Genomic DNA, 26867 nt, shown 5'->3' with positions numbered 1-26867 from the left:
TGCGGCGAGTGGTTTCGCCTGCGGCGAGTGGTTTCGCCTGCGGCGAGTGGTTTCGTCCCGCAATACGGGACGAGTTTTTTGCTTCGCAGTTCGCAATTCCAGCCCGCGTTCCGTCTTCGTCCGCCGAAGCTTGAGCGGAGCGAGAGCGAAGGAGGAAGGAACTCCCGCGCTGAGCGAAGCGAAGCTCCCGCGCGCCGCCAGGCGCTCCTGCGTCGAACGCAGTGAGACTCCCGCAGCTCCGCCGAAGGCGGAGACTCCCGCGGGAGGCCAAAATTCCCGATGCTGGGCCGACCTGAGGGGATAGGAGAGATGGACGTTGGATATGCAGCACCCAAAAGTGCCTCCCCAATGCCTTGTTTCGCAAGCAGAGCAATGCTAATTTTTAGCTTGATCTTTAACCATTCATAACGCAATACCACAATCATGAAGTCATTGACGTTTGCGCATCGAATCGGCGTAGTGAGCGCCGCAGTCATGTTCCTCCTGACAACTGCCATTGTGCCACGCACAGTGCACGCGCAGAGCAAATCTGACGTCGTAGCTGAAATCGGCGATTATAAATTGACTCTGGGGGAATACGAAGAGCAGTTCATACGGAATAATGGCGGCGAAATCGTCGCAAAGCGGTCCACCATGCAGGAGCGCGAGGATTTTCTGAATCTGCTTATCAAGTATCGTCTCAAGGTGCTCGAGGCGAAGGACAAGGGGTTTGATAAGGACGAGGAAATTCTCCAGGAACTGCAGGATTATCGCAACAGTCTTGCCATTCCGTACCTGACGGAGCGTGCGCTCATCGATCCCGCCATCAAGGATCTGTACGAGAAGCGGAAGGATGAAGTCCGGGCCGCGCACATTCTCATTCGCATAGAAAATGACAGTACGGGACGACCGGATACGCTGGCAGCCAAGCGCAGGGCGCTGGATGTGCTGCAGCAGGCCAAATCCGGTGTGCCCTTTGATTCCCTCGTACGCAAGTATTCCGATGATAAAGGCACCATTCCCCGGGGCGGAGACCTGCTCTGGTTTACCGCCGGAATGACCGTGCCCGCATTCGATGACGCCGTCTACGACCTGAAGAAAGGCGAGATCGCGAATCACTTGGTACGGACCATGTTCGGCTACCATATCGTCAAACTGATCGACCGCCATCCCGCCCGCGGAGAAATCCGAGTGAGCCATATCCTCGTTCCGCTCCCGAAGGATGCGCCGGAGGATACCGTGGCGGCATGGAACAAGGTCAACCTCATCCTCGACTCACTGCGTAACGGTGAAGATTTCGCCACGCTGGCCATGCGGAACTCCGTGGATCCCGGCAGCGCTGCCAACGGCGGCGACCTGGGCTGGGTGGGACGCCGTAAGTTCGTCCCTGAATTCGAACTGGTCGCTTTTGAGCTTCCGGTCGGTGAACTCAGTCGTCCCGTGCGCACGCAGTTCGGCTATCATATCATCAAAATCACCGATGAGCGTCCCCCGCGCAGCTTTGAGGAATCACGGCAGGAGCTGAAGGACCTCTACCGCCGCTACAGTTATGACAAGGACAACCAGGCCTTCCTCGACAGGATGCTCGAGAAGTACAACGTCCGTGTCGATGACGATGTGACGATGGCCGTCATCAAAAATGTCGATACCACCGCGACCACCTCCGCACCCGGCTGGTACAACAAGATTCCCGACGCCGTGAAGAACCGCACGTGGATCACGATGGATGGTGCGTCCCTTACTGTTGATGATGCGATTCGCAAGATCGAGCGCGACCAGGAGCTGCAGTCCAAAGCACTCAATCGTGCCAGCCTCGCGAGCGTCGCACGTTCGGTGGGACGCAAGCGCGCTCTCGAACTGGAGACCGGTGATCTCGAAAAGCGGTATCCCGAATTCGCGAAGCTGATGCAGGAATACCGTGAGGGAGTGCTGCTCTTCCGCGCCGAACAGGATGCCGTCTGGAACAAGGTGAAAGTCGAAGACGCTCCACTCCGTGAGTACTGGAAAGAACACGCTTCCGAGTACACCTGGCCCGATCGCATTCGCTTCAGTGAGATTTTTGTCACCTCCGACAGTCTCGCGAACGTGCTGCGTGACAGTCTCAACGCCGGCGTGCCCTTCGACGAACTGGCTTCCCGCCATACGCAGCGTTCCGGGTATAAGGATAAGAAAGGCGAGTGGGGCTTCCAGCCTCTCGATGCCAATGAACTGGCTGAAGCAGCCGCGAAAGCCGGTGTGGGTGCTGTTGAGGGACCGATGAAGTTCCAGTATGGCTACTCCATCATCAAGGTCACTGATACGGACAAGGCTCGCGAGAAGACGTTTGAAGAAGCGAAATCCGAGGTTTCCAGCCGCTTCCAGGAATACGAAAGCAAGCGTCTCGAACGTGAGTGGATCGACAGTCTGAAAGCAAAGTTCGGTGTGGAGGTCAACGATTCCCTCCTCAAATCGGCATTTTCCGACCTCAAGGTGAGCGGCGAATAGTAACAGCTGCGCGCCTTTCGTGTCTGTATTGTTGATGTATTACAATGTGAGAAGTTACAGCAAGTGAAATCCATTGCATTTCGCCTCGTTTTCGTCGTCCTCGCCGCACAGTTGCTGGCGGCCTGTTCCAGTGTTCCCGATTCCATCCTCGCAACCATGCAGGGCGACACCCTGCGCACGGACGAGTACGAGAAGATGTTTCTCCGTACGCGCATGGATGAACCGTACAACATGGATGACAAGAAGGATTTTCTCCATACCCTTGTCAATTTTCGCCTGAAACTGCGTGAGGCGAAGGAAGAGAAGATCGCCGAACGTGAAGCGGTGCAGAAGGATCTGAAGACCTATCGCAACCAGCTCGCAAAGACCTTCCTCTATGAGCACGAACTCAAACTTCCCGGCATGCACACGCTGTATGACAGGCGCAAGGAAGAAGTGAGTCTTCAGCATATCGTCATCGGATATGAAAAGTTCGATGACGGTTCGATCGACACGTTGTCAACCCTCGAAAAAGCCAAACGTATTTTCAGAATCGTGCGTAACAGCACCGCGCCGTTCGACAGCCTGGTGCTCGAGTACAGCGATGATGAAAGCAAGGAACGTACGCTGGGCAAGCTCGGGTGGTTTATTGCCGGACAGAGTTTTCCGAAGCTCGATGACATGGTGTACAATATGCAGGTCGGGGAGATTACACCGAACCTGCTGCGTACCGCCTTCGGCTACCACATCCTGAAACTCATCGGACGCAAGCCCTCACGGCAGCGCCTGCGTCCCGCACATATCCTCTATCGTCTCGACATCAATAATCCCGACGATACCACGGAAGCCTACGCGCATCTCTCTCTGGTCCTCGATTCCCTGCGCAAGGGACTCGCGACCTTCGAGGAACTCGCGCGCAGGAATTCACAGGATTCACTCTCCGGTGCCAAGGGCGGTGACCTGGGGTGGATGAATCGCGGGACCAACCTCGAACCGAACTTTGAGACCGCGCTGTTCAACCTGCAGGTCGGCGAAGTATCGGGCGTCGTGCGCACGGCCTTCGGCATGCATATCATCAAGGTGCTCGACGAAGAGCCCATCCCGCCGTTCGAAGAGGTGGAAGACGAATTGCGCACCATTTACATGCGTGAGCGGTTCGCGATGGATTTCCTCAACTTCGTGAAGAGCTCACGCGAGAAGTACGACTTCAAGGTGAACGACAATGTCGCGCGGCTTGTCATGTCGCGGGTGGACAGCACGGTCAACACGTCGACCCCGAATTGGGAAAAGGCGCTGCGGGATGAGGATTTCAAAGCCTATCTCTTCAGCACGAAGATCGGGCCCGTCACCGTCAGGGATGCTATCCAGTTCAGCAAGAAAGAGCCGACGCTGCAGATGCGTCCCATCAACCGGCCGACGCTCGACACGCTGGCGATGATGATGGCCGATGAGCTGATCGCCATTGACCAGACCAAAGGCTACGAGCAGAAATATCCCGAGTTGAAACGGCTGCTCACCGAGTACCGGCAGAGTACGCTTGTGTCCACCCTCGAAGACGAACAGATCTGGGGTAAGCTGGACGTGACGGAAGATTCGGTGCGTGCCTGGTGGGAACCGCGGAAGGATCAGTTCATCTTTCCCGCCCGCGTGCAGTTTGCCGAGCTTTACACCTATACCGAAAAACAATCCCGCCTGTTCATCGACAGCCTCAACAATGGCGCGGATTTCCAGGAACTCGCAGCGCGCTACACGCAGCGTCCCGGCCTGCACAGTGCGCAGGACTGGCCCTACGTTCCCGTGAACGAAAACGAACTTTCGAAGGTGGCTGCGACGCTTCCCATCGGACAGGCAACCGGTCCGCTCAAGTATCAATCGGGTTTCAGCCTGATCAAACTGCTCGACCGCCAGCCTCCCCGCACAAAAACGTTCGAGGAAGCGCATTCCGCGGCGACTGCCGGGTACAAGGAATACAAGGCCGTGCAGCTTCGGGAACACTGGCTGCAGTCTCTGCGTCAGAAGTATCAGCTCGAGACCTATCCTGACCATCTCGAGTATACCTTCGTCAAGAAGGAAGCAGCCGCTACCGAGTAGAAGCATTTTTCCCCTTGTCGCGTGCCGATCGGGCACGTATTGTGTAATGAATTCATCGAATCACGGACAGTGCGTGGTATGAAGCGTCTTTTATTTCCCGTCATCGCAGCATTTCTGCTGTGCACCTCACTCCTCCCGGCACAGAACAGCCGCGTCCTCGACCGCGTCGTCGCTGTTATCGGTGATGAAATTATCACACAGTCCGAATTGCAGCTGCAGATGCTGCAGGCCGGATCGCAGCCGAACATGAGTGATTCGGTTCTGACCCGGCGCATTCTTGACGCCATGATGAACGACAAACTCGTGCTCGCGCAGGCGGTGCTTGACAGTATTGAGATTCCGCAGGAGGAAGTGACACGCCGGCTTGAGGAGCAGATCAAGCAGCTCACGCGCTATTACGGTTCCGAACAGAAACTCGAGCAGGTTGCGGGTATGAACATCAACCGCATGCGCCGGGAATTCCGCGAGGACATTCGCAAGCGTATGATGATCGACATGCTCAAGCAGCAGAAGTTCGGGAGTATCACCGTATCGCATCGCGAGGTGGTGGAATTCTTCGAAACCTACAACGACAGTCTGCCTCCCGTCCCGGAACAGGTGGAACTGCAGCAGATCGCGATCTTCCCGCGTGTCACTGAAGACTTCAAGCGGGCGGCGCGGGAAAAAGCGCAACGCATTCTGGATTCCATCCGTGCGGGTGCGTCCTTCGAAGAAATGGCAAAGCGGTACAGCGACGATGTGGGCAGCGCGCGAAACGGCGGCAGTCTCGGACTCGCCCGCCGCGGTGTGTTCGTCAAGGAATTCGAGGAAGCCGCATTTGCGCTGAAACCCGGCGAAGTCTCGGATATCGTTGAAACCCAGTTCGGATTTCATATCATCAAGCTGCTCGAGAAGAAGGGCGAGGCCATTCGTCCCCAGCATATCCTCATCAAGGTGGAAAAGACCGGGGAAAGCGATCAGGCGACCATCGATACCCTGAACATGCTCCGCAAGCGCATCCTCGACGGCGAGGATTTTGCGACACTCGCAAAAAAATATTCGGAAGACGAGGAAACGCGGAAATTCGGCGGCAGTCTCGGCAAGGTCGAAGTGCCTGAACTGAGTGACGAGATGAAAACCGTGCAGCAGGACTTAACGGTGGGAGAGATCAGCGAGCCCGTGAAGGTGACACTCGGTCGTGATTACGCTTACGCCATCGTACGACTGGCTGAGCGCATCCCGCCGCACACCGCCACGCTCCAGGATGATTATCAGCGCATTGCCAACTTTGCAAAGATCTACAAGCAGAACCGCAAATACGCGGACTGGATCGAAGAAATCAAAAAGAATGTCTACTGGAAAGTGAATATGTGACCTGCCGGCACCGGAAGCGGTTCGTGACCGCATCCGCTCCTGCGCCGGCTCCAATTGCGAGAGGCCGACAACCGTTTGACACATATCAACGTCGAATTTGAAGAATACGATCTCGCCAACGGCATGCATGTCATCCTGCATCAGGATTCGACATTGCCTATCGTGGCGCTGAACCTCTGGTACCACGTCGGATCGAAAAACGAGCATGAGGGGGAAACGGGGTTCGCGCATCTGTTCGAACACATGATGTTCCAGGGGTCGGAGCATATTCCCGCGAATATGCACTTTCAGCATGTTCAGAGCGCGGGTGGCACGCTCAATGCATCCACCTCCTTTGATCGCACCAATTACTACGAAACGCTTCCCGCGCATCAGCTTGAACTCGGACTCTGGCTGGAGGCCGACCGGATGCGTTCGCTTGCCGTCACCGCGGAGAACCTGGAAAACCAGCGTAACGTGGTGATGGAAGAGCGACGTTCGCGATACGACAATCAGCCGTATGGCACGATGATGATGGAATTGTTCGCACGTGCATACAAAATGCAGCCGTATCGCTGGCCCACCATTGGGAGCATGACCGACATACAGTCAGCCACACTCGAGCAGGTTCGCGCGTTTCACGACATGTACTACCGCCCCGAAAATGCTTCGCTCTGCCTGACCGGGGATTTTGATCGGGATACCGCCATGGCGCTGATCGAAAAGCACTTTGCGGATATCAGCAACGGCGAAGGGGAAATGTATCGTCCCTTCATCCATGAGCCGCCGCAGACCACGCAGGTGCGGGATTACGTCTACGATAATATCCCTCTGCCCGGACTCATGGTAGGCATGCATATCCCGGAAATGAATCATGCAGATTTCGTGGCGCTCGACCTCCTGGCCTCCATCCTCACATCGGGGGAGAGCTCGCGGCTGTACCGGAAGTTCGTGTACGAATCCCGCATCGCACAGTCCATCGTTTCCTTCGCCTACGACCTCGAACTGCCGGGTCTTTTCCTGTTTCGCCTCATCGCCCAGCAGGGAAAAACACCCGACATGCTCGAAAGCATGCTGTGGAAAGAACTCGAGGATGTGCGGCGCAACGGTGTGACGGAACAGGAACTGCAGAAAGCGAAAAACCGTACGGAAACCATGTTCGTCCGCTCGGTCACCTCGCTGGCGTCACGGGCGGATCTGCTGAATTCCTTCCACGTTCTGGCCGGCGACGCGCACAAGCTGCAGACGCATCGCGAGCGCATTCATGCAGTCACGCGCGAAGATGTGCGTCGTGTGGCGTCGACCTGGCTGACCGAACACAACGCGACCTGCCTTCACTATCTCCCGTACCCGAAACAGTCATCGGAGAACTGATATGGCAGGAGAACGTCATAGCTTCGACCGCAGCCGTCCACCGCTCCCCGGAACCCCGAAGGATGTGCGTTTCCCGGACTGGTTCGAGGAGACGCTCTCGAACGGACTCAGGGTCATCGTCTACGAGCAGCATGCGCTGCCCCTGGCCGCGATCAATCTGGTCGCACACGGGGGATCGTTTTACGACGGTGCATTCCCCGGCCTCGCCGGGATGACCGCGGAGCTGCTGACGAAGGGGACAGCCTCGCGCAGCGCGTCCGATATCGTGGAAGAGATCGAGTTTCTCGGTGGCAGCATTGGCAGCAATGCCGGGTGGGACAGTATTTCCATCGGCGCAAGTCTGCTTTCGCGTCATCTCGAACAGGCTATGGAAGTCGTCGCGGATTGCGCGCGCACGCCTTCATTCCCTGATGAGGAAATCGAACGCGTGCGGGAGCAGCGCCTGGCAGATATTCTGCAAAACCAATCGAGTCCCGGCGTACTCGCGTGGGATCGTCTCTCGCAGGCCATCTACGGAGTGCATCCTTACGGACAGTCACCTGATGGCGACGTGGCATCGGTCAGCGCAATGAATGCCGAACAGATTCGCGCCTTCCACAGCGGACGCTTTGTCGCGTCGAACATGGTACTGCTTGTCGTCGGTGACGTCGACCCGTCGCAACTGCTTCAGCTTGCCGAGCGCCATTTCGGTGACATGCCTCAGGGTGAGGCGACGCCGCTTCCCGCGCAGCTGCCGGATATCACGCCCGCACGAAAAGTGCAGATTGTGGACCGTCCCCGCGCCGTGCAGTCCTCCGTCTTCGTCGGACATGTCGGACTGCCGCGCAACCACGAAGATTTCATTCCCGCCTACCTGCTCAACATGCTGTTCGGCGGGTACTTCGGTTCACGGCTCAACCTCAACCTGCGTGAGGACAAGGGATACACCTACGGCGCGCATGCGCGATTTGATGCGCGCAGGCATGCCGGTCCTTTCAGCGCGGGCGCGGAGGTGCGCAACGAAGTGACCGATGCCTCCATCACGGAAATCCTCTTCGAAATGCGCCGCATCCGCGAGGAGCGCGTGAGCGACGAGGAGCTGGAGAACGTGAAGAGCTACGTGACCGGCAGCTTCCCGCTGCAGATAGAAACGCCCATGCAGGTGGCGCAGCGTATCATGAACATCGAGCTTTACGGACTCGAAAAAACCTATTACAACAGCTTCAACAGCCGCATTCTCGCCGTGACGGCGGAAGACATCCAGCAGGTGGCGCAGCGCTGCTTCCATCCGGAGCAGGCGGTGATTGTCGCCGCGGGACGCGGAAGCCTATTGCGCAACACACTGGAACGCTTTGGCACGGTAGAACTGTTTGACGCGGAAGGGAAGCGCATTCCCAATGTCGAAACCCAGGCACAGGAAACATGACTGATCAACAGCAAGCCGCCAACGATCTGCAGGCCGTCAAGGCCCTGCACGACAGCTATACACGACTCACCGCCGAGGTGGGAAAAATCATCATCGGTCAGCACGATATTGTCGAGCAGATCATCACTGCAATGCTCGCTCAGGGACACTGTCTTCTCGTCGGTGTTCCGGGGCTCGCGAAAACACTGCTGATCAAGACGCTGGCCGAAGTGATTGACCTGCGCTTCAGCCGTATCCAGTTCACCCCTGATCTCATGCCGAGTGACATTACCGGTACGGAGATTATCGAGGATGACCGGACAACGGGTGCGAAGGCCTTTCGTTTCATCAAGGGACCCGTGTTCGCGAACATTGTTCTCGCTGACGAGATCAACCGCACACCACCGAAAACGCAGGCCGCATTGCTGGAAGCCATGCAGGAACACAGCGTGACTGCCGCCGGCGTGCGCTATGCCCTGGAGGAACCGTTCTTTGTGCTCGCGACCCAGAATCCCATCGAGCAGGAAGGCACCTACCCTCTGCCCGAGGCGCAGCTCGATCGTTTCATGTTCAACCTCTGGCTCGATTATCCGACGCATGAAGAGGAAGAACTCATTGTGAAGAATACCACGAGTCCGCTTACCGCCGAGCTGCAGACGGTGATGTCCGGTGAAGACATCGTGACGTATCAGGACCTGGTGCGCAGGGTACCGGTGGCTGACAATGTGATCAACTTCGCTGTCGACCTCGTGACACGCACGCGTCCCACTGAAGAGAAGGCACCGCAGTTCATCAAGGACTGGCTGCGCTGGGGTGCGGGTCCGCGCGCGTCGCAGTACCTGATCCTGGGTGCGAAAACCCGTGCCATTCTCACCGGACGTCCCATGCCCGATATCGATGACGTGCGCGCCGTCGCCCGTCCCGTACTCCGGCATCGACTCGTGACGAATTTCAACGCCGAGGCCGACGGCGTGTCCACCGTAGAAATTATCGACCGCTTGCTCAACGCGTAAGCCGGAGGTCTGTCATGCACGCGCGCATTCTGCACATCGTCATTTTCTTCCTGCTCGTTCTTCCCGCACAGGCGCAGCAGCGTCACTGGGTGTTCTTTGCCGATCGCGGTCCCGACACAGAGCAGCGCATTTCGCGCATGCTCACCGAAGGGACACTCTCGGATGAGGCGTTGCAGCGCAGGGGTGGTACCCCCCTGGCGGAGGACCTTCCGCCATATCCCGCCTACGTGCGCGCGGTGGAGGACTGTGGTGCGGAAGTCGTGGCGGAGTCCCGCTGGCTGAATGCCGTAAGCGTTCGCGCGAGTCTCTCGCAGCTTGTGCGCATTGGCCTCTTACCCGGAGTCCTGCATGTGCAGCCTGTCCGCACCTGGCAGTCCGTCGGCATAGAGCCGCCCGCGCTCGCACGCACCGGGCAGGCAGGGGAGCACGGACTCAACTACGGTTTTTCCGAAGAGCAGCTCGCCGTGATACGCGTGCCGGATGTGCATGACATCTGGATCGATGGCACAGGCATAACTGTCGGCATGCTCGACAACGGATTTCGCTGGCGCACACATGAAGCGATGAAGAATATTGATGTGCGTGGGGAATTCGATGTTATCAACCAGGACGATGATACGCAGAACGAAGAAGACGAAAACTACGGGCAGGATTCACACGGAACGGTGACCTTCTCCGCGCTTGCCGGATTCAAGGAAGGGGAAGTGATTGGTCCCGCCTTCAACGCTGCATACTACCTCGCCAAGACGGAGGTCGATGGCAGCGAGACGCAGATTGAGGAAGACTACTGGGTTGAAGGGATCGAATGGTTGGAAACGCAGGGTGTAGCCATCGTATCCGCTTCCCTCGCTTACTCCGAGTGGGATGACGGGACAGGCTACAGCTACGCAAACGGTGATTACGATGGAAGAACGGCAGTGACCACACGTGCGGCCGTCGAAGCCATGCGCCGCGGCGTTGTCGTTGTGACCGCCATGGGGAATGAAGGTCCTTCTGCCGCGACACTCCTCGCACCCTCGGATGCGGACAGCATCATTTCCGTCGGCGCGATGACATTTACCGGTGCCGTCGCCGGATTCAGTTCGCGTGGACCGACAAGTGATCTCCGCATCAAGCCTGATGTCTGCGCTCCGGGATCCTCTGTCTATTCGGCCAGCAAAAACGGGGATGACACGTACACACTCAGCAGTGGCACTTCGCTCGCGACACCGCTGACAGCCGGTGTGGCTGCGCTCGTCCGCTCCGCGCGTCCTGAACTGACTCCCGTAGAAGTGCGCGACGCATTGCGAGAGACCGCGTCCAATGCCGGTAGTCCCGACAACGCTGCGGGCTGGGGCATGGTCAACGCCTGGGATGCGCTGCTCTACAACGGGATGGTGATCAGTACGAATCCGCGCTACTATTACAACGGTTCGCAGACGACCATCCTTGCCTGGGTGGTATCGCATTCTCCGGTAAAGAGCGATGTGGTGAGTTGCACGTATTCGGTGAACGGAGGAGATATGCAACCGCTGCGGATGGACCTGCTGCGTCCATACGCCGGTGAAGGAGAAGGGTCGGGACTGTATATGGTCACGCTTCCGGAACTCGCGCAGGGAAGTGAGGTACGCTATTTCATTACCGCTGAAGACGGACGCGAAACGCGAACTTCACCGTATGACGTTCCCCGGAATCAGCATCGCCTCGTCACGGGAGAAACGTACCTGCTCGGGGCCGAAAACCTGCTTCCCGCCGACCTGGCGCTTTCTCAGAACTATCCCAATCCCTATGAACCTTCGGTTTCCGCGGGTACCACCATCACTTTCGACGTCCCCATGCCTGGTGGACAGGTCCGGCTCGATCTCTATGACACGGCCGGACGCAGGGTGAAGACGCTGGTTGAAGGAATCCGTGGCGCTGGAACGCACAGCGTGCGGCTGGACAACATCCCGCTTTCGAGCGGCGTGTATATATACGCGCTGCAGTTCGGCGGAAAACAGATCATGCGCCGCATGCTGGTATTGCAGTAAGGAAAACGCAGGGTATGCCTTTCACACCTCTCCTCATGTCATTCACACTTTCCCTTTCGGAAAGCGTCGCACTGCTGGTGCTGCTCATTGTGGCGGCACTGCTGTTCGCACTCTGGGTGTATCGTCATACCGTTCCGGAAATCACCCGTCGTCGTCGTATCGTTCTCGTGACGCTGCGTACGCTGGCGCTGAGCGTGCTGCTGTTCCTGCTTTTCGAACCGGTGCTCAATCTCGAGCACAGCGAAGAGATTCCTCCCCGCGTTGCAGTACTTGTCGATGACAGCCGCAGCATGACCGTGGAAGACGGCGGCGTGGCCCGCAGCACACTGGTCCGGGATTTCGTGGAAGGATCAGACTACAGGGATCTCGATGGGAAGGGTGAGAAAACGGCTGCGGTCTTCGCCGGGAAACTCTATCCCCTGCAGGAATTGACGGCGGACAGCCTTCGCTTCGACGGGGGCGAGACCGATATCAGTCGCGCACTGCAGGAAGTCTATGAAGCCGGGGCGGAAGAAAATCTGCGCAGTGTGGTGCTGGTGACAGATGGCGTGTTCACTGCCGGGAAAAACCCCCTTTATGCTGCCCGTTCTCTCGGCATGCCTGTCCATGTTGTCGCCGTTGGTGATTCAGCGGAAAAGAAGGATGTGCTGGTGAGTCGCGTGCTTGCCAATTCCATCGCTTATCTCGAGAGCACGCTGCCTGTGGACGTCACCGTGCGCAGTGCCGGGTTCGAAGGTGGAAATACCGCTGTGCGGCTGCTGGACGGTGACCGCGTGATCAGCGTTGAAGAATTACCGTTGCGGCCGGGCAGTAACGAGTATCCGCTCCGTTTCCAGTGGACACCGGAGAAGGAGGGTGTGCACAGACTGACCGTGCGTCTCGATCCGGTGGAAGGGGAACTCACCACGCGGAATAACAGCCGCAGTTTTTTCGTGAAAGTTCTCAAGAGCCGGATGAATATCGTTATCGTCGCGGGCGCCCCGAGTCCGGACGTCTCTTTGCTGCAGCGTGAACTGCGTAAGGATCGCAACATCGAGACACAGCTCTTCGTGCGCAAGGCGGGTGGCGAGTGGTATGAAGATGCGCCCGTGGCGCAGACCTTTCTCGATGCAGACTGTATTATTCTGGCAGGCTTCCCGACCGGAAGCGGCGCCTTCACTGCAGGCGAGGCAAGTGATGCACCTGCGTCTTCCCGCGGTGCGGATGTCGCGGTGCTGCAGCAGATTGCCGCCGCCATGGATGCGCGCCGTGTCCCGTTGTTCCTGCTTCCCAGCAGGACGCAGGATTTCCGCGCGTTGAACCAGGGACTCGGTACCTGGCTGCCGTACGATATCGTGCAGGCGCGTCCTGAAGAAACAGAAGTGTTCTTTGAACTGGCGGAGGCGGGGAAAAACAGTCCCATTCTCAGCAGCGGACTGTCCCCTGACCTCTGGCCGGAATTGCCCCCGCTGTTCAAAACCGAATCCAGTTTCCGCGCGCGGCCGGGAACACAGGTTCTCGGCACCATGAAGCTCAACAACATCAGCTTCGACGAGCCCCTGCTGATGACGCGGAAACTCAATCGCAGCAGAGTGCTCGCGTGGACCGCATACGGTCTCTGGCGATGGGAGCTGGCGTATGATGTCATGGACGGCAACGTACCGGGCATCCTCATTTCAAACGCCATCCGCTGGCTTACCACGCGGGAAGACGACAAACGCGTGCGCATTCGTCCCTCGAAAGAATTCTTCGACAGCGGCGATGAAGTCGAATTGCTCGGACAGGTTTACAATGAAAGCTATGAACCCGTGGACAACGCCACGGTTTCGGTGACCGTCCGCAAGGAAGGGGAGGAACGTGAGCTCATACTTTCACCGCAGGGGAGTGGACGCTACAGCGGTGTCCTGGACCTGACGGACGAAGGGGAGTATCAGTACAGGGGAACAGCATCGATCGATGATCGCGATCTCGGGAGCGATGAGGGCCGCTTCTCCGTAGGTGAACTCAATATCGAGTTCCAGAACACTCGCATGAACAACATTCTGCTCCGCCAGATCGCAGCAGAAACCGGCGGCAGCTATCGCCTGATCACGAACACCGCCGGACTCCCGGAAGCCGTGCACGATGCCACGGATTTCACCTCCACACCACGTCTCATCAAGCAGGATATCCAGCTCTGGAACATCGCCTGGCTCCTCGCCCTCGCCATCCTGCTCTTCGCCATTGAATGGTACCTCCGCAAACAGGCGGGGATGATTTAGAGCTCGTTCCCGATTGCATCGGGAACTCGCGCTTGAGCCTCACTGCGTTCGGCGCGGGAGCCTCGTCCCGCTTCGCGTGGACTCGGCGCTTGAGTTCGCTTCGCTCACGCGGGACATCAGTGAGTTGTGATTGAATGCGTGCGTTTCAATATTAGGGCAATCTTACAATTAGATCAGGAGCGTATATGGGTGAATTGGTGAAGATCCGGCGAGAGGGACATGTGGCGAGGCTTACGATCAATAGGGAGGAAAAGCGAAATGCTCTGAATGCTGAGGTAGTGAGCGAATTGCAGGTGGCTTTCGACACACAGGATCTGGACCCGGAGATTCGGGTGATTGTGCTGACGGGAGAAGGTTCGGTGTTCTGCGCGGGCGCGGATCTCGCGTATCTGCAGATGATCAATGAGAACAGTGTGCTGGAGAACGCGGAGGATTCGGAAGCACTGATGCGGCTGATGTATTCCATACGGAACAGCAGTACCCCGACAATCGCGAAGATTAACGGACACGCAATCGCGGGGGGATTCGGATTGGCACTGACCTGTGATATTTTGGTGGCTGTTGACAGCGCGCGCTTTGGCTTCACAGAGGTCCGCATTGGCTTTGTTCCGGCAATCGTCATGAAACTGGCCATGGAACGCGCAGGCATGGGACGAGCGAGGGAATTGCTGCTGCGGGGACATCTTATCAATACGGTCGAAGCTGAGACCTACGGACTTATCAATCACGTGGTGGCTGCGGACAAACTTGATGAAAGCGTGCAGTCCATCGCAGAAGAATTTGCCACGCAGATATCCCCCCAGGCGGCTGCAATGACCAAACGGCTCATGAGCGATGTTGCACATCGTGATCTGTACGATGCCATGCATTTCGCCTCACGCCAGAACGCCATCAGCCGCGAAACCGACGACTTCAGCGAAGGCATCGCCAGCTTCCTCGAAAAACGAAAACCCCACTGGTAACAGTCCCCGCGCGAGCGTAAGCGAGCACCCGCGTGAGCGCAAGCGAACACCCGCGTGAGCGTAAGCGAACACCCGCGTGAGCGCAAGCGAACTCCCACGCCCCTTTCTCCATTCCCGACTTCTTCGTATGTTGTGCTGGTGATAATAATTGCGCATAGCAAGGAGTGCGTATGAGTGAGAGCAGTGAATCGCGACTGATTCAGAAATTGCAAGCCGCTCCGGCATTGGTCGCCTACTTTTCCACTCCGACCTGTAATGTCTGCAAAGTGCTGCGCCCCAAGGTTGAGGCGATGGTTGCGGACTTTGAGGGGGTTGAGTTTCAGTATGTTGATTCTTCGCTGTATCCCGCGGTTGCCGGACAGCATGTTGTCTTTGCGGTGCCGACAATCATTCTTTTCGTGGATGGACGGGAGATGCGGCGATTCAGCAGGAATTTCTCTACCGATGATTTTGAGCGCAGCCTGAAGAACATGCTGCCCTGATCCGAAATCCGGCTGAGTGACTTCAGACTGCTGTAACATCTGTCAGCGGCAGGTGTTGTACAACAGTGGGAAAAGTCTGGTCTTTCTTATCTCACGCACATTTGCTATCCTGTCATGGATAGAACGAATTTGTTGTTCACGAAGGGAAATATCCCATGAAATTCTTCCGCGTATTTCCGGTCCTGTGTCTCATGTTTGCTGTCGGCGCCGTTGCGCATGCACAGGAATTGCAATCTCATTTCCTCCCCGAACGAAGTTATAATGTGACGATCAAGCAGACGTTGTCGGGGTTTGACGGTTTCCAGGATGTTGTGCCGGTAACGAACGTCCAGCGCGTCCGCATTGAAACCGATGCCAGAGACGGCGATGCCATACCTGTGCGTGCTACATTCTTCATGACACATCAGAGCGGTGGCGAGGATGTGGAACTGGAGCAGTGGAAGTTTGCCTTCATGGCGCATGATGACGGAACGATCAGCGATGTGCAGACACTTTCCGCGCTTGAAGAACTTGATCCCGCCGTTGCGGCCAAAATTCTCGGTCGGCAGCTCGGTCGAATTCTTTTCAGACCAGCGTATGCCCTTGAAGGACTGGAGAAAGCGGAAGTGACCATCACTTCACAGACTCCACGTGAAGGAGCTGATAATTTCATTGATCTTACCTATACCATGAGACGCGATGCCGTGAATGAGCGACTCCGTAGTGCAGAAGCTCCGATGAAAACCGAAGACACTGGTACAGCCGTGTTCAATACGGATGATGCGATGTTTCTTGATCGTTCTCATAAGGAAGTAAGCCGCATCCATGTCGACATGGATGACTACGGTGAAGCAAAGGATGTGGTCATGAACAAGGATCTGACCATTACCATCTCCGTTTCTCCCCGCCAGTAACTCCATCGAAATATGGAATGATGGAAAAATGGAAACATGGCATCGAGGCGCATGTTTCCATTTTTCATTTTTCCATACTCAGCCAATCCCAGCTCACCCTGCCTATCAGGGACTGCTTCCATGCATTGAGCAGGCATCCCGTGTGTCAGGGATTGCTTCCATGCATTGAGCAGGCATCCCGTGTATCAGGGATTGCTTCCATGCATTGAGCAGGCATCCCGGAACACACCGAGGGAAGCAATCCCCGCTCCTGCCGAGTTTGCGATCTGTCATCTGCAATCTGCGATCTGCCATCTGCAATCTGCGATCTGCCATCTGCCATCTGCATTCTGCCATCTCTCCGGATACGCCTCACGCCTGTTCCGTTTATTCACACCAGAAGGTGGCGAACCCACCGCAATGCGTTGCTTTTATTCACACTGTGAATATTTAGCCATTGCGAGCAGAATTAGGGTACCCGTATATTCTTCTTGACCTGAAAACCAAAGATCTCGTGTAGTCTTTTTCTCTGCCCTTTATGGGCTAATAGAGTCATAAGACTATGCAATTAAAGGCTTATCTCGCAACGTTGCAAAAAGGGCACCGTGCCGATTTTGCAACCCTGAAGCTGAAAATTCCTCCATTGCTGCTGTTGTCGTCCCGCCCTCCTGGACGTGCATCGTGGAAGCACGATTTAATATTGAACTCGCTTTAATCCATTTCCTGATCCATTCCTTGAGGTAGTTTTATGAAGCATCACCGACCGCTGTTTGTCTCTGCTGTTCTGCGTGTATGTCTGGGGGCATTTTTTGTCCTCTTCGTACTGGCAGGTACGATGTCGGCGCAGACGCCACAGTATTACTGCGACCAGTCGACCGGCACGAATATTTACCCGTTCTCGACCACAACGTCTTCTCATACGGAACATCATTACATTCCGAATGAATTGACCGGAGCCTATCCGGGCAACATCACGAAGATCTGGTTCAAGCGCGGCAATGCGACGACAAACCCCACCTTCACGAATCTGACCGTGAAACTGGGACAGACGACAACGACGAACTTCCCCTACAATACGACGTTCGCCACGGGCCTGACCACGTGCTACAATGCCAGCACGACGACATTGCCCACCGGCAACACGAACGACTGGTTTCCGATCACGCTGCAGACGCCCTTCTATTATAATCCCAACCAGTCCCTCATTGTGAATATCTGTCATGATGGGTACTCCGCCGGAATCTACGTTCGTTTCTACAGTGCCAGCACAGGTGGATATCGTCGTATTTACGGTGGTGCAGGCTGCACCTCGACCGGTGGTTCAGGTTCGGATTATTCCCGTTACTCCTTTGGTGTTGACATGTCGCCGGCCCTGCCTGATGATGCAGGTATTTCCGAGCTTCTGAGCCCGGTAAACTTCTGCGCCGGTACGCTTCCGATCCAGGTCAACCTGAAGAACTTCGGAACCAACACGCTCAACAGTGTGACTGTGAACTGGTCGCTCAACGGCGTCCCACAGACACCGATCAACTATACGACACCGATGCCGACGCTGGCCGACGCCACCATCACACTTGGTTCGCACAATTTTGCAGCCGGTGTGCCGACGCATATCGTCGCGTGGACCTCGAATCCGAACAACACCAACGACAGTTTCACCGCCAACGATTCGCTCGACGTGACTGTGCAGCCAGCCCTGAGCGGTACCTTTACCCTCGGAGGTGCTTCGCCGGATTATGCCGATTTCGCAACCGCTGTTGCGGATCTCAACCAGTATGGTGTCTGTGGTCCCGTGGTCTTCAACGTTCGCTCCGGTACGTATAACGAGCAGATCGGACTGCAGGATGTTGCAGGAGCCTCCGCTATCAATACGGTCACCTTCCAGTCGGAGACCGGGAACAAGCAGGACGTCGAAATTGTCTGGAATGCCAGTGGCACCGGTGACAACTACGTGGTCGCCATGGGATCCGCAAAATTTGTGACCTTCAAGAATATGACCATGGAAGCGACCAATACTTCCTACGGTCGCGTGGTGTATCTCGACGGTGGGTCGACGGACTGCACGTTTGACAATCTCGAGCTCATCGCACCTGACGTCAACTCTACGTCGAATTACGTCTGTCCTGTGTACTCGAATACAGGAACGCAGAATCATCGCACCACATTCGTGGATTGCGGCATCCGTGAAGGCGGGTACGGCATGTACATGTACGGCGGCGGCACGACCAGCACGGAAGACGATGTCCGCATTCAGCGCTGCGAGTTCACCGGCCAGTACTATCGTCCCTACTACGGCTACTATCTCGGCCGCATCAACTTCCTCGACAATACCGTCATCCAGGAAGCGAACAACACGTACACGTATCATTATCCGGTCGCGTTCTACTATGGCTACGACTCCGAGGTCGAGCGCAATACCATCATTTCCTATGGTGGCACATACTGCTACGGTGTGTATTTCTACTACGAGAACTACTACCAGAACGGCAACTCCCGCTTCGTGAACAACATGGTCAGTCTGCTCGACTGTCCCCAGGTCTACTACGGCATGTATGCGTACCGCATGTACAACACGCTGTTCGCACACAACACCTTCCATTGCAACACGACGTATGCCAGCAGCTACCTGGTGTACGCACCGTATGCGCAGGGCAGTGAAGTGTACAACAACATCATGCATCAGACCGGGAACGGCTACTGCTGGTACGAAGTCGGCAGCGGCTATATCACGGGCATGGACTACAACAACTGGTATTCGAACGGCAACTACATCGCCTACTGGGGCGGTGCCCGCTCGGATCTCGCAGCATTCCAGGCAGCATCCGGCATGAATGCCAACTCGATCAGCAAGATCGTGACGTGGAAAGATCAGTACTCGGGTGACCTGCATCTGACCTCCCCATCCGAGGATGATACGGATCTGTTCGGAACGCTGCTCTCGCAGGTGACCGATGATATCGACGGCGAAGCACGTATTCAGCCGTACATGGGTGCCGATGAAGCCTGCTACATCACGCCGGGCTCGGTCAACTACGACTTTGTTGACGGCCAGGGTTACCCTGCCGCCTACGCGGAAGCCCCGGGCACTATCGGTGTGCATTACTCGGTGGCTTTCCCCGAGTATGCCTCGACGATCACGATGACCGTGAGCTTCTACTCCATTCCGAGCGAGCAGCTTGCCTATCAGACGACCATAACCGCGCAGAAGCAGTATGGCATCACACTCGATGACATTCAGTACATCAATCTGCCGTCTTCGCTCCAGGCGGGCACCTACAAGATCGAGGTGAACTTCTGGACGAAGAACAGCTGCGACGCCTACCGCGATTACATGCCGTATCCTTCGGCCCTGCTCATCGTGGGCGAAGGACAGCAGCCGTGCGTTGTCTGGCCGGGTGATGTGAACAACGACGGTGTGGTCACGTATGTTGACCGCCGTGAACTGAACCTCTACATCTTCAACGCCAATCTCCGCGCCACCTGGCTGAGCGGTCCCGCGCGTTACCAGGCCGATTCCGAGACGAATCCGTTCACGTACATCGAATGGAAACCGCAGGCAGCCGCTCCGTGGTACACGCCTGAGGGTTGCTACATGGATACGGACGGAAACGGTGTTGTCAACAACATGGATTACATCGCCATGAAGCTGAACTGGGCGCAGACGACGCCATGGTACGGTGGCACGCCGAAGGCCGGTACACCGACCGCAGCCAGCTTCGCGATGGATCAGAACTATCCGAACCCCTTCAATCCGTCGACGATGATCAAGTTCGCGGTACCCGAGCAGTCGCATGTGCGCCTGGTCGTGACCGACGCACTTGGCCGTCAAGTGGCGGAACTGGTCAACGGGAACGTGGACCAGGGTCTGCATGAAGTGCAGTTCGACGGCTCCCAGCTTTCGAGCGGTACGTACATCGCAAGCGTGACCATGACCGGCGCCGAGTCGGGCATGAGTTTCACAAAGAATATCAAGATGGTGCTCAGCAAGTAGCGCTGTCCTGGTTGCCTCATGGAAGCGAAACGCCCCTCATTGAGGGGCGTTTCGCTATATGCGCCATTTCTGCACACTCGCACACCTCGGATATGGCATCGTCCTGTTGCCTTCGTTCACAACGTGAATATTTAGCCATTGCAAGCGAATTCGCATCACACGTATATTCTGTTCGACCCGAGAACCAAAGATATTGTTTCGGCTTTTGTTCTGCGTTCTTGAAGACGCAGATGACAATAGACCTAATAATTACAGGCTCTGGACGCGTGGATGCGTTTTCGGCACCGTGCCAATTCAGCATACCAGCGTCTGACCGGTGTTCCACCTCTGCTGTTGTCGTCCCTCCTTCCCGGACGAGTGCCGTGGTAGCACGATCCAACGTCGGACACGATCTAACCCAACTCCATATCCATTCCTTGAGGTAGTTCTATGAAACATCACCGACCGCTGTTTGTTTCTGCTATCCTGCGTGTATGCCTTGGCTCGTTTTTTGCCTTGGTCATGCTCGCAGGAACGTTGGTGGCCCAGACCCCGCAATATTACTGCGATCAGGCGACGGGAACCAACGTGTTTCCATTTTCGACCACATCATCCCCGCATACCGAGCACCACTACCTGCCGAATGAGCTGACCGGTGCGTATTCCGGAAACATCACGAAGATCTATTTCAAGCGCGGCAATGCAACGACAAACCCCACCTTTACGAATCTGACCGTGAAGCTCGGACAGTCCACGACGACGAACTTCCCGTATTCGACGACGTTCACGACGGGGCTTACCACATGCTACAATGCTACAACAACGACGCTACCGAGTGGGAACATCGATGAATGGATTCCCATCACGCTCCAGACACCCTTCTATTATAATCCCTCACAGTCTCTCATTGTGAATATCTGTCAGGATGGATACACGACCGGTTTCTACGTTCGCTACTACAGCGCGAGCACCGGTGGATATCGCCGTATATACGGAGGATCCTCATGCTCTGCCACAGGCGGTAGTGGCGCGGATTATTCCCGCTATGCCTTCGGTGTTGACATGTCGCCGGCCCTGCCTGACGATGCCGGTATCTCCGAGCTTCTGAGTCCGGTAAACTTCTGCGCCGGTACCCTTCCGATCCAGGTCAACCTGAAGAACTTCGGAACCAACACGCTCAACAGTGTGACCGTGAACTGGTCGCTGAACGGCGTGCCCCAGACGCCAGTGAACTATACGACTCCGATCCCCACACTCGGAGATGCGACGATCACTCTCGGTTCGCAGAACTTCGCAGCCGGCGTGCCCGTCCACATCGTGGCATGGACCTCGAATCCGAACAATACCAACGACAGCTTCTCCGCCAATGACTCTCTTGACGTCACCGTACAGCCGGCCCTGAGCGGCACCTTCACCCTCGGTGGTGCTTCGCCGGATTATGCCGATTTCGCAACCGCTGTCGCCGATCTCAATCAGTTTGGTGTGTGTGGTCCGGTGGTCTTCAACGTTCGCTCCGGAACATACAATGAGCAGATCGGACTTCAGGGTATCGACGGTGCGTCCGCGACGAATACGATTACCTTCCAGTCGGAGACCGGGAACAAGCAGGACGTCGAAATTGTCTGGAATGCCAGCGGTACCGGTGACAACTACGTCGTCGCCATGGGAGCGGCGGAATTCGTGACCTTCAAGGACATGACGATGCGGGCGACGAACACATCGTACGGCATGGTTGTGTTCTTCAATGGCGGCTCTACCGATTGTACCTTCGACAACCTTGAGCTGGAAGCTCCCAATACGAATTCCACATCGACCTACGTCGCTGTCGTGTATTCGAATACGGGAACACTGAACCACCGCACAACCTTTGTTGACTGTGGCATCCGCGAAGGCAGCTACGGCATGTACATGTACGGCAGTGGTTCGACCAGCACGGAAGACGATGTCACCATTCAGCGCTGCGAGTTCACCGGCCAGTACTATCGTCCCTACTACGGCTACTATCTCGGCCGCATCAACTTCCTCGACAATACCGTCATCCAGGAAGCGAACAACACGTACACGTATCATTATCCGGTCGCGTTCTACTATGGCTACGACTCCGAGGTCGAGCGCAATACCATCATTTCCTATGGTGGCACATACTGCTACGGTGTGTATTTCTACTACGAGAACTACTACCAGAACGGCAACTCCCGCTTCGTGAACAACATGGTCAGTCTGCTCGACTGTCCCCAGGTCTACTACGGCATGTATGCGTACCGCATGTACAACACGCTGTTCGCACACAACACCTTCCATTGCAACACGACGTATGCCAGCAGCTACCTGGTGTACGCACCGTATGCGCAGGGCAGTGAAGTGTACAACAACATCATGCATCAGACCGGGAACGGCTACTGCTGGTACGAAGTCGGCAGCGGCTATATCACGGGCATGGACTACAACAACTGGTATTCGAACGGCAACTACATCGCCTACTGGGGCGGTGCCCGCTCGGATCTCGCAGCATTCCAGGCAGCATCCGGCATGAATGCCAACTCGATCAGCAAGATCGTGACGTGGAAAGATCAGTACTCGGGTGACCTGCATCTGACCTCCCCATCCGAGGATGATACGGATCTGTTCGGAACGCTGCTCTCGCAGGTGACCGATGATATCGACGGCGAAGCACGTATTCAGCCGTACATGGGTGCCGATGAAGCCTGCTACATCACGCCGGGCTCGGTCAACTACGACTTTGTTGACGGCCAGGGTTACCCTGCCGCCTACGCGGAAGCCCCTGGCACTATCGGTGTGCATTACTCGGTGGCTTTCCCCGAGTATGCCTCGACGATTACGATGACCGTGAGCTTCTACTCCATTCCGAGCGAGCAGCTGGCCTATCAGACGACACTGACAGCCCAGAAGCAGTATGGCATCACACTCGATGACATTCAGTACATCAACCTGCCGTCTTCCCTCCAGGCAGGCACCTACAAGATCGAGGTGAACTTCTGGACGAAGAACAGCTGCGACGCCTACCGCGATTACATGCCGTATCCTTCGGCCCTGCTCATCGTGGGCGAAGGACAGCAGCCGTGCGTTGTCTGGCCGGGTGATGTGAACAACGACGGTGTGGTCACGTATGTTGACCGCCGTGAACTGAACCTCTACATCTTCAACGCCAATCTCCGCGCCACCTGGCTGAGCGGTCCCGCGCGTTACCAGGCCGATTCCGAGACGAATCCGTTCACGTACATCGAATGGAAACCGCAGGCAGCCGCTCCGTGGTACACGCCTGAGGGTTGCTACATGGATACGGACGGAAACGGTGTTGTCAACAACATGGATTACATCGCCATGAAGCTGAACTGGGCGCAGACGACGCCATGGTACGGTGGCACGCCGAAGGCCGGTACACCGACCGCAGCCAGCTTCGCGATGGATCAGAACTATCCGAACCCCTTCAATCCGTCGACGATGATCAAGTTCGCGGTACCCGAGCAGTCGCATGTGCGCCTGGTCGTGACCGACGCACTTGGCCGTCAAGTGGCGGAACTGGTCAACGGGAACGTGGACCAGGGTCTGCATGAAGTGCAGTTCGACGGCTCCCAGCTTTCGAGCGGTACGTACATCGCAAGCGTGACCATGACCGGCGCCGAGTCGGGCATGAGTTTCACAAAGAATATCAAGATGGTGCTCAGCAAGTAGCGCTGTCCTGGTTGCCTCATGGAAGCGAAACGCCCCTCATTGAGGGGCGTTTCGCTATTAGGTCCATTTATTCACACCTTCATTTCGTTCGGATAGCACTATACTGTTGCTAATATTCACACTGTGAGTATTTAGCTATTGCGGATGAATTTACGTGCCTAGTATATTCGCTTTAACCTGACCACCAAAGCATCATTTTGGTACGTACTCAGCGCCTCTTTGGGCGCGGACAACCATAGACTCAATGTTTTCAGGCTATTCGCGTGTTATTGCATAATCGGCACCGTGCCGATTATGCATACTAAAGTCTCGCTCGCCAATCCACCTCTGCCGCTGTCGTCCCTCCTTCCCGGACGAGTATCGTGGAATCGCGATGTAACGTCGGTCAAAATTAACTCATTTCCATATCCATTCCTTGAGGTAGTTCTATGAAACATCACCGACCGCTGTTTGTTTCTGCTGCCCTGCGTGTATGTCTGGGGACGGTCTTCGCCCTGGTCATGCTCGCGGGTACGGTGTCTGCTCAGCTGCCGCAGTACTACTGCGACAACGCATCGGGTAGCAATACCTTCCCGTTCTCCACCACAACATCACCACAGACGGAACACCATTATCTGCCGAACGAGCTGACGGGTGCGTATTCCGGCAACATCACGAAGATCTGGTTCAAGCGTGGGAATGCCACCAGTAATCCCAGCTATACAAATCTGACAGTGATGCTCGGTCAAACGACGACGACGAACTTCCCGTATACGACGACATTCACGACGGGACTCACGACCTGCTACAATGCGACATCGACAACGCTTGCAAGCGGCAGTGCCGGTGACTGGGTTTCCATCACGCTGCAGACCCCATTCTATTATAATCCCAGCCAGTCTCTGATCGTACGCATCTGTCAGGATGGCTACACGACGGGATTCTACTGCCAGTACTACAGCACGAGCACCGGTGGATACCGCCGTATCTATGGCGGTGCCTCCTGCTCCGCTACCGGCGGTTATGGTGCGGACTACTCCCGCTATGCCTTCGGTGTTGACATGTCGCCGGCGCTGCCGGACGATGCCGGTATCTCCGAGCTTCTGAGTCCGGTAAACTTCTGCGCCGGTACGCTTCCGATTCAGGTCAATCTGAAAAATTACGGAACCAACACGCTCAACAGTGTGACCGTGAACTGGTCGCTCAACGGCATCCCACAGACACCGATCAACTATACGACACCGATTCCGACCCTCGGAAATGCGACGATCACTCTCGGTTCGCAGAACTTCGCAGCCGGCGTGCCCGTCCACATCGTGGCATGGACCTCGAATCCGAACAATACCAACGACAGCTTCTCCGCCAATGACTCTCTTGACGTCACCGTACAGCCGGCACTGAGCGGCACCTTCACCATTGGTGGTGCTTCGCCGGATTACTCCGACTTTGCCTCTGCCGTAGCGGATCTCAACCAGTACGGTGTCTGTGGTCCCGTGGTCTTCAATGTCCGCTCTGGAACGTACAATGAACAGATCGGTCTGGAGGGTATCGATGGCGCGTCCGCGACCAATACGATTACCTTCCAGTCGGAAACCGGCAACAAGCAGGATGTCGAAGTGGTCTGGAACGCCAGCGGCACGGGTGATAACTATGTCGTTGCCATGGGTTCTGCAAAATTCGTGACCTTCAAGGACATGACGATGCGGGCGACGAACACATCGTACGGCATGGTTGTGTTCTTCAATGGCGGCTCTACCGATTGTACCTTCGACAACCTTGAGCTGGAAGCTCCCAATACGAATTCCACATCGACCTACGTCGCTGTCGTGTATTCGAATACGGGAACACTGAACCACCGCACAACCTTTGTTGACTGTGGCATCCGCGAAGGCAGCTACGGCATGTACATGTACGGCAGTGGTTCGACCAGCACGGAAGACGATGTCACCATTCAGCGCTGCGAGTTCACCGGCCAGTACTATCGTCCCTACTACGGCTACTATCTCGGCCGCATCAACTTCCTCGACAATACCGTCATCCAGGAAGCGAACAACACGTACACGTATCATTATCCGGTCGCGTTCTACTATGGCTACGACTCCGAGGTCGAGCGCAATACCATCATTTCCTATGGTGGCACATACTGCTACGGTGTGTATTTCTACTACGAGAACTACTACCAGAACGGCAACTCCCGCTTCGTGAACAACATGGTCAGTCTGCTCGACTGTCCCCAGGTCTACTACGGCATGTATGCGTACCGCATGTACAACACGCTGTTCGCACACAACACCTTCCATTGCAACACGACGTATGCCAGCAGCTACCTGGTGTACGCACCGTATGCGCAGGGCAGTGAAGTGTACAACAACATCATGCATCAGACCGGGAACGGCTACTGCTGGTACGAAGTCGGCAGCGGCTATATCACGGGCATGGACTACAACAACTGGTATTCGAACGGCAACTACATCGCCTACTGGGGCGGTGCCCGCTCGGATCTCGCAGCATTCCAGGCAGCATCCGGCATGAATGCCAACTCGATCAGCAAGATCGTGACGTGGAAAGATCAGTACTCGGGTGACCTGCATCTGACCTCCCCATCCGAGGATGATACGGATCTGTTCGGAACGCTGCTCTCGCAGGTGACCGATGATATCGACGGCGAAGCACGTATTCAGCCGTACATGGGTGCCGATGAAGCCTGCTACATCACGCCGGGCTCGGTCAACTACGACTTTGTTGACGGCCAGGGTTACCCTGCCGCCTACGCGGAAGCCCCTGGCACTATCGGTGTGCATTACTCGGTGGCTTTCCCCGAGTATGCCTCGACGATTACGATGACCGTGAGCTTCTACTCCATTCCGAGCGAGCAGCTGGCCTATCAGACGACACTGACAGCCCAGAAGCAGTATGGCATCACACTCGATGACATTCAGTACATCAACCTGCCGTCTTCCCTCCAGGCAGGCACCTACAAGATCGAGGTGAACTTCTGGACGAAGAACAGCTGCGACGCCTACC

At 56.2% G+C, this 26867-nt stretch carries 14 protein-coding genes; all 14 read left to right on the top strand.

Going from position 1 to position 26867, the window contains the following annotated elements; all coding sequences use genetic code 11:
- Window positions 1-423: 423 nt before the first annotated feature.
- Window positions 424-2463, top strand: coding sequence for a peptidylprolyl isomerase (locus KQI65_17890; GenBank protein ID MCB2206617.1), 2040 nt, complete (start codon window positions 424-426; stop codon window positions 2461-2463).
- Between the two features lie 63 nt (window positions 2464-2526).
- On the top strand, window positions 2527-4533 hold the full coding sequence (locus KQI65_17885; GenBank protein ID MCB2206616.1) for a peptidylprolyl isomerase: 2007 nt from the start codon (window positions 2527-2529) through the stop codon (window positions 4531-4533).
- Window positions 4534-4611: 78 nt separating this feature from the next.
- Window positions 4612-5886: a peptidylprolyl isomerase gene (locus tag KQI65_17880; GenBank protein MCB2206615.1), complete on the top strand. Its 1275-nt coding sequence runs from the start codon at window positions 4612-4614 to the stop codon at window positions 5884-5886.
- A 75-nt stretch (window positions 5887-5961) separates the two neighbouring features.
- Complete coding sequence (locus KQI65_17875) at window positions 5962-7239, top strand: insulinase family protein (GenBank protein MCB2206614.1); 1278 nt, start codon at window positions 5962-5964, stop codon at window positions 7237-7239.
- A 1-nt stretch (window position 7240) separates the two neighbouring features.
- Entirely contained in the window at window positions 7241-8644 is a 1404-nt protein-coding gene (locus KQI65_17870; protein ID MCB2206613.1) for an insulinase family protein, read from the top strand.
- Window positions 8641-9636, top strand: a complete 996-nt coding sequence (locus KQI65_17865; GenBank protein MCB2206612.1) for an AAA family ATPase — start codon at window positions 8641-8643, stop codon at window positions 9634-9636. The genes KQI65_17870 and KQI65_17865 overlap by 4 nt, the downstream gene beginning before the upstream one ends.
- Window positions 9637-9650: 14 nt before the next feature.
- Entirely contained in the window at window positions 9651-11645 is a 1995-nt protein-coding gene (locus tag KQI65_17860) for a S8 family peptidase (GenBank protein ID MCB2206611.1), read from the top strand.
- 35 nt (window positions 11646-11680) lie between these two features.
- Window positions 11681-13885, top strand: coding sequence for a hypothetical protein (locus tag KQI65_17855; protein MCB2206610.1), 2205 nt, complete (start codon window positions 11681-11683; stop codon window positions 13883-13885).
- Window positions 13886-14070: 185 nt separating this feature from the next.
- Entirely contained in the window at window positions 14071-14847 is a 777-nt protein-coding gene (locus tag KQI65_17850) for an enoyl-CoA hydratase/isomerase family protein (protein ID MCB2206609.1), read from the top strand.
- Window positions 14848-15017: 170 nt separating this feature from the next.
- Window positions 15018-15329 (top strand): thioredoxin family protein, encoded by a 312-nt coding sequence (locus tag KQI65_17845; GenBank protein ID MCB2206608.1) that lies wholly within the window; start codon window positions 15018-15020, stop codon window positions 15327-15329.
- A gap of 155 nt (window positions 15330-15484) precedes the next feature.
- Window positions 15485-16222 carry a hypothetical protein gene (locus KQI65_17840; protein ID MCB2206607.1) on the top strand — a complete coding sequence of 246 codons (738 nt, stop codon included), beginning with the start codon at window positions 15485-15487 and terminating at the stop codon, window positions 16220-16222.
- A gap of 727 nt (window positions 16223-16949) precedes the next feature.
- Window positions 16950-20192 carry a T9SS type A sorting domain-containing protein gene (locus tag KQI65_17835; protein ID MCB2206606.1) on the top strand — a complete coding sequence of 1081 codons (3243 nt, stop codon included), beginning with the start codon at window positions 16950-16952 and terminating at the stop codon, window positions 20190-20192.
- A 429-nt stretch (window positions 20193-20621) separates the two neighbouring features.
- Complete coding sequence (locus KQI65_17830) at window positions 20622-23864, top strand: T9SS type A sorting domain-containing protein (GenBank protein MCB2206605.1); 3243 nt, start codon at window positions 20622-20624, stop codon at window positions 23862-23864.
- A 428-nt stretch (window positions 23865-24292) separates the two neighbouring features.
- Window positions 24293-26867 (top strand): hypothetical protein (locus KQI65_17825; protein MCB2206604.1); only part of this gene is annotated, 2575 nt, incomplete at its 3' end.

The sequence above is a fragment of the bacterium genome (assembly GCA_020444325.1).
In the GTDB taxonomy this organism is placed as follows: Bacteria; Bacteroidota; Ignavibacteria; order SZUA-365; family SZUA-365; genus BM516.
The sequence above is the reverse complement of the archived record's forward strand: the minus strand, read 5'-3'. Positions and strand labels throughout refer to the sequence as shown.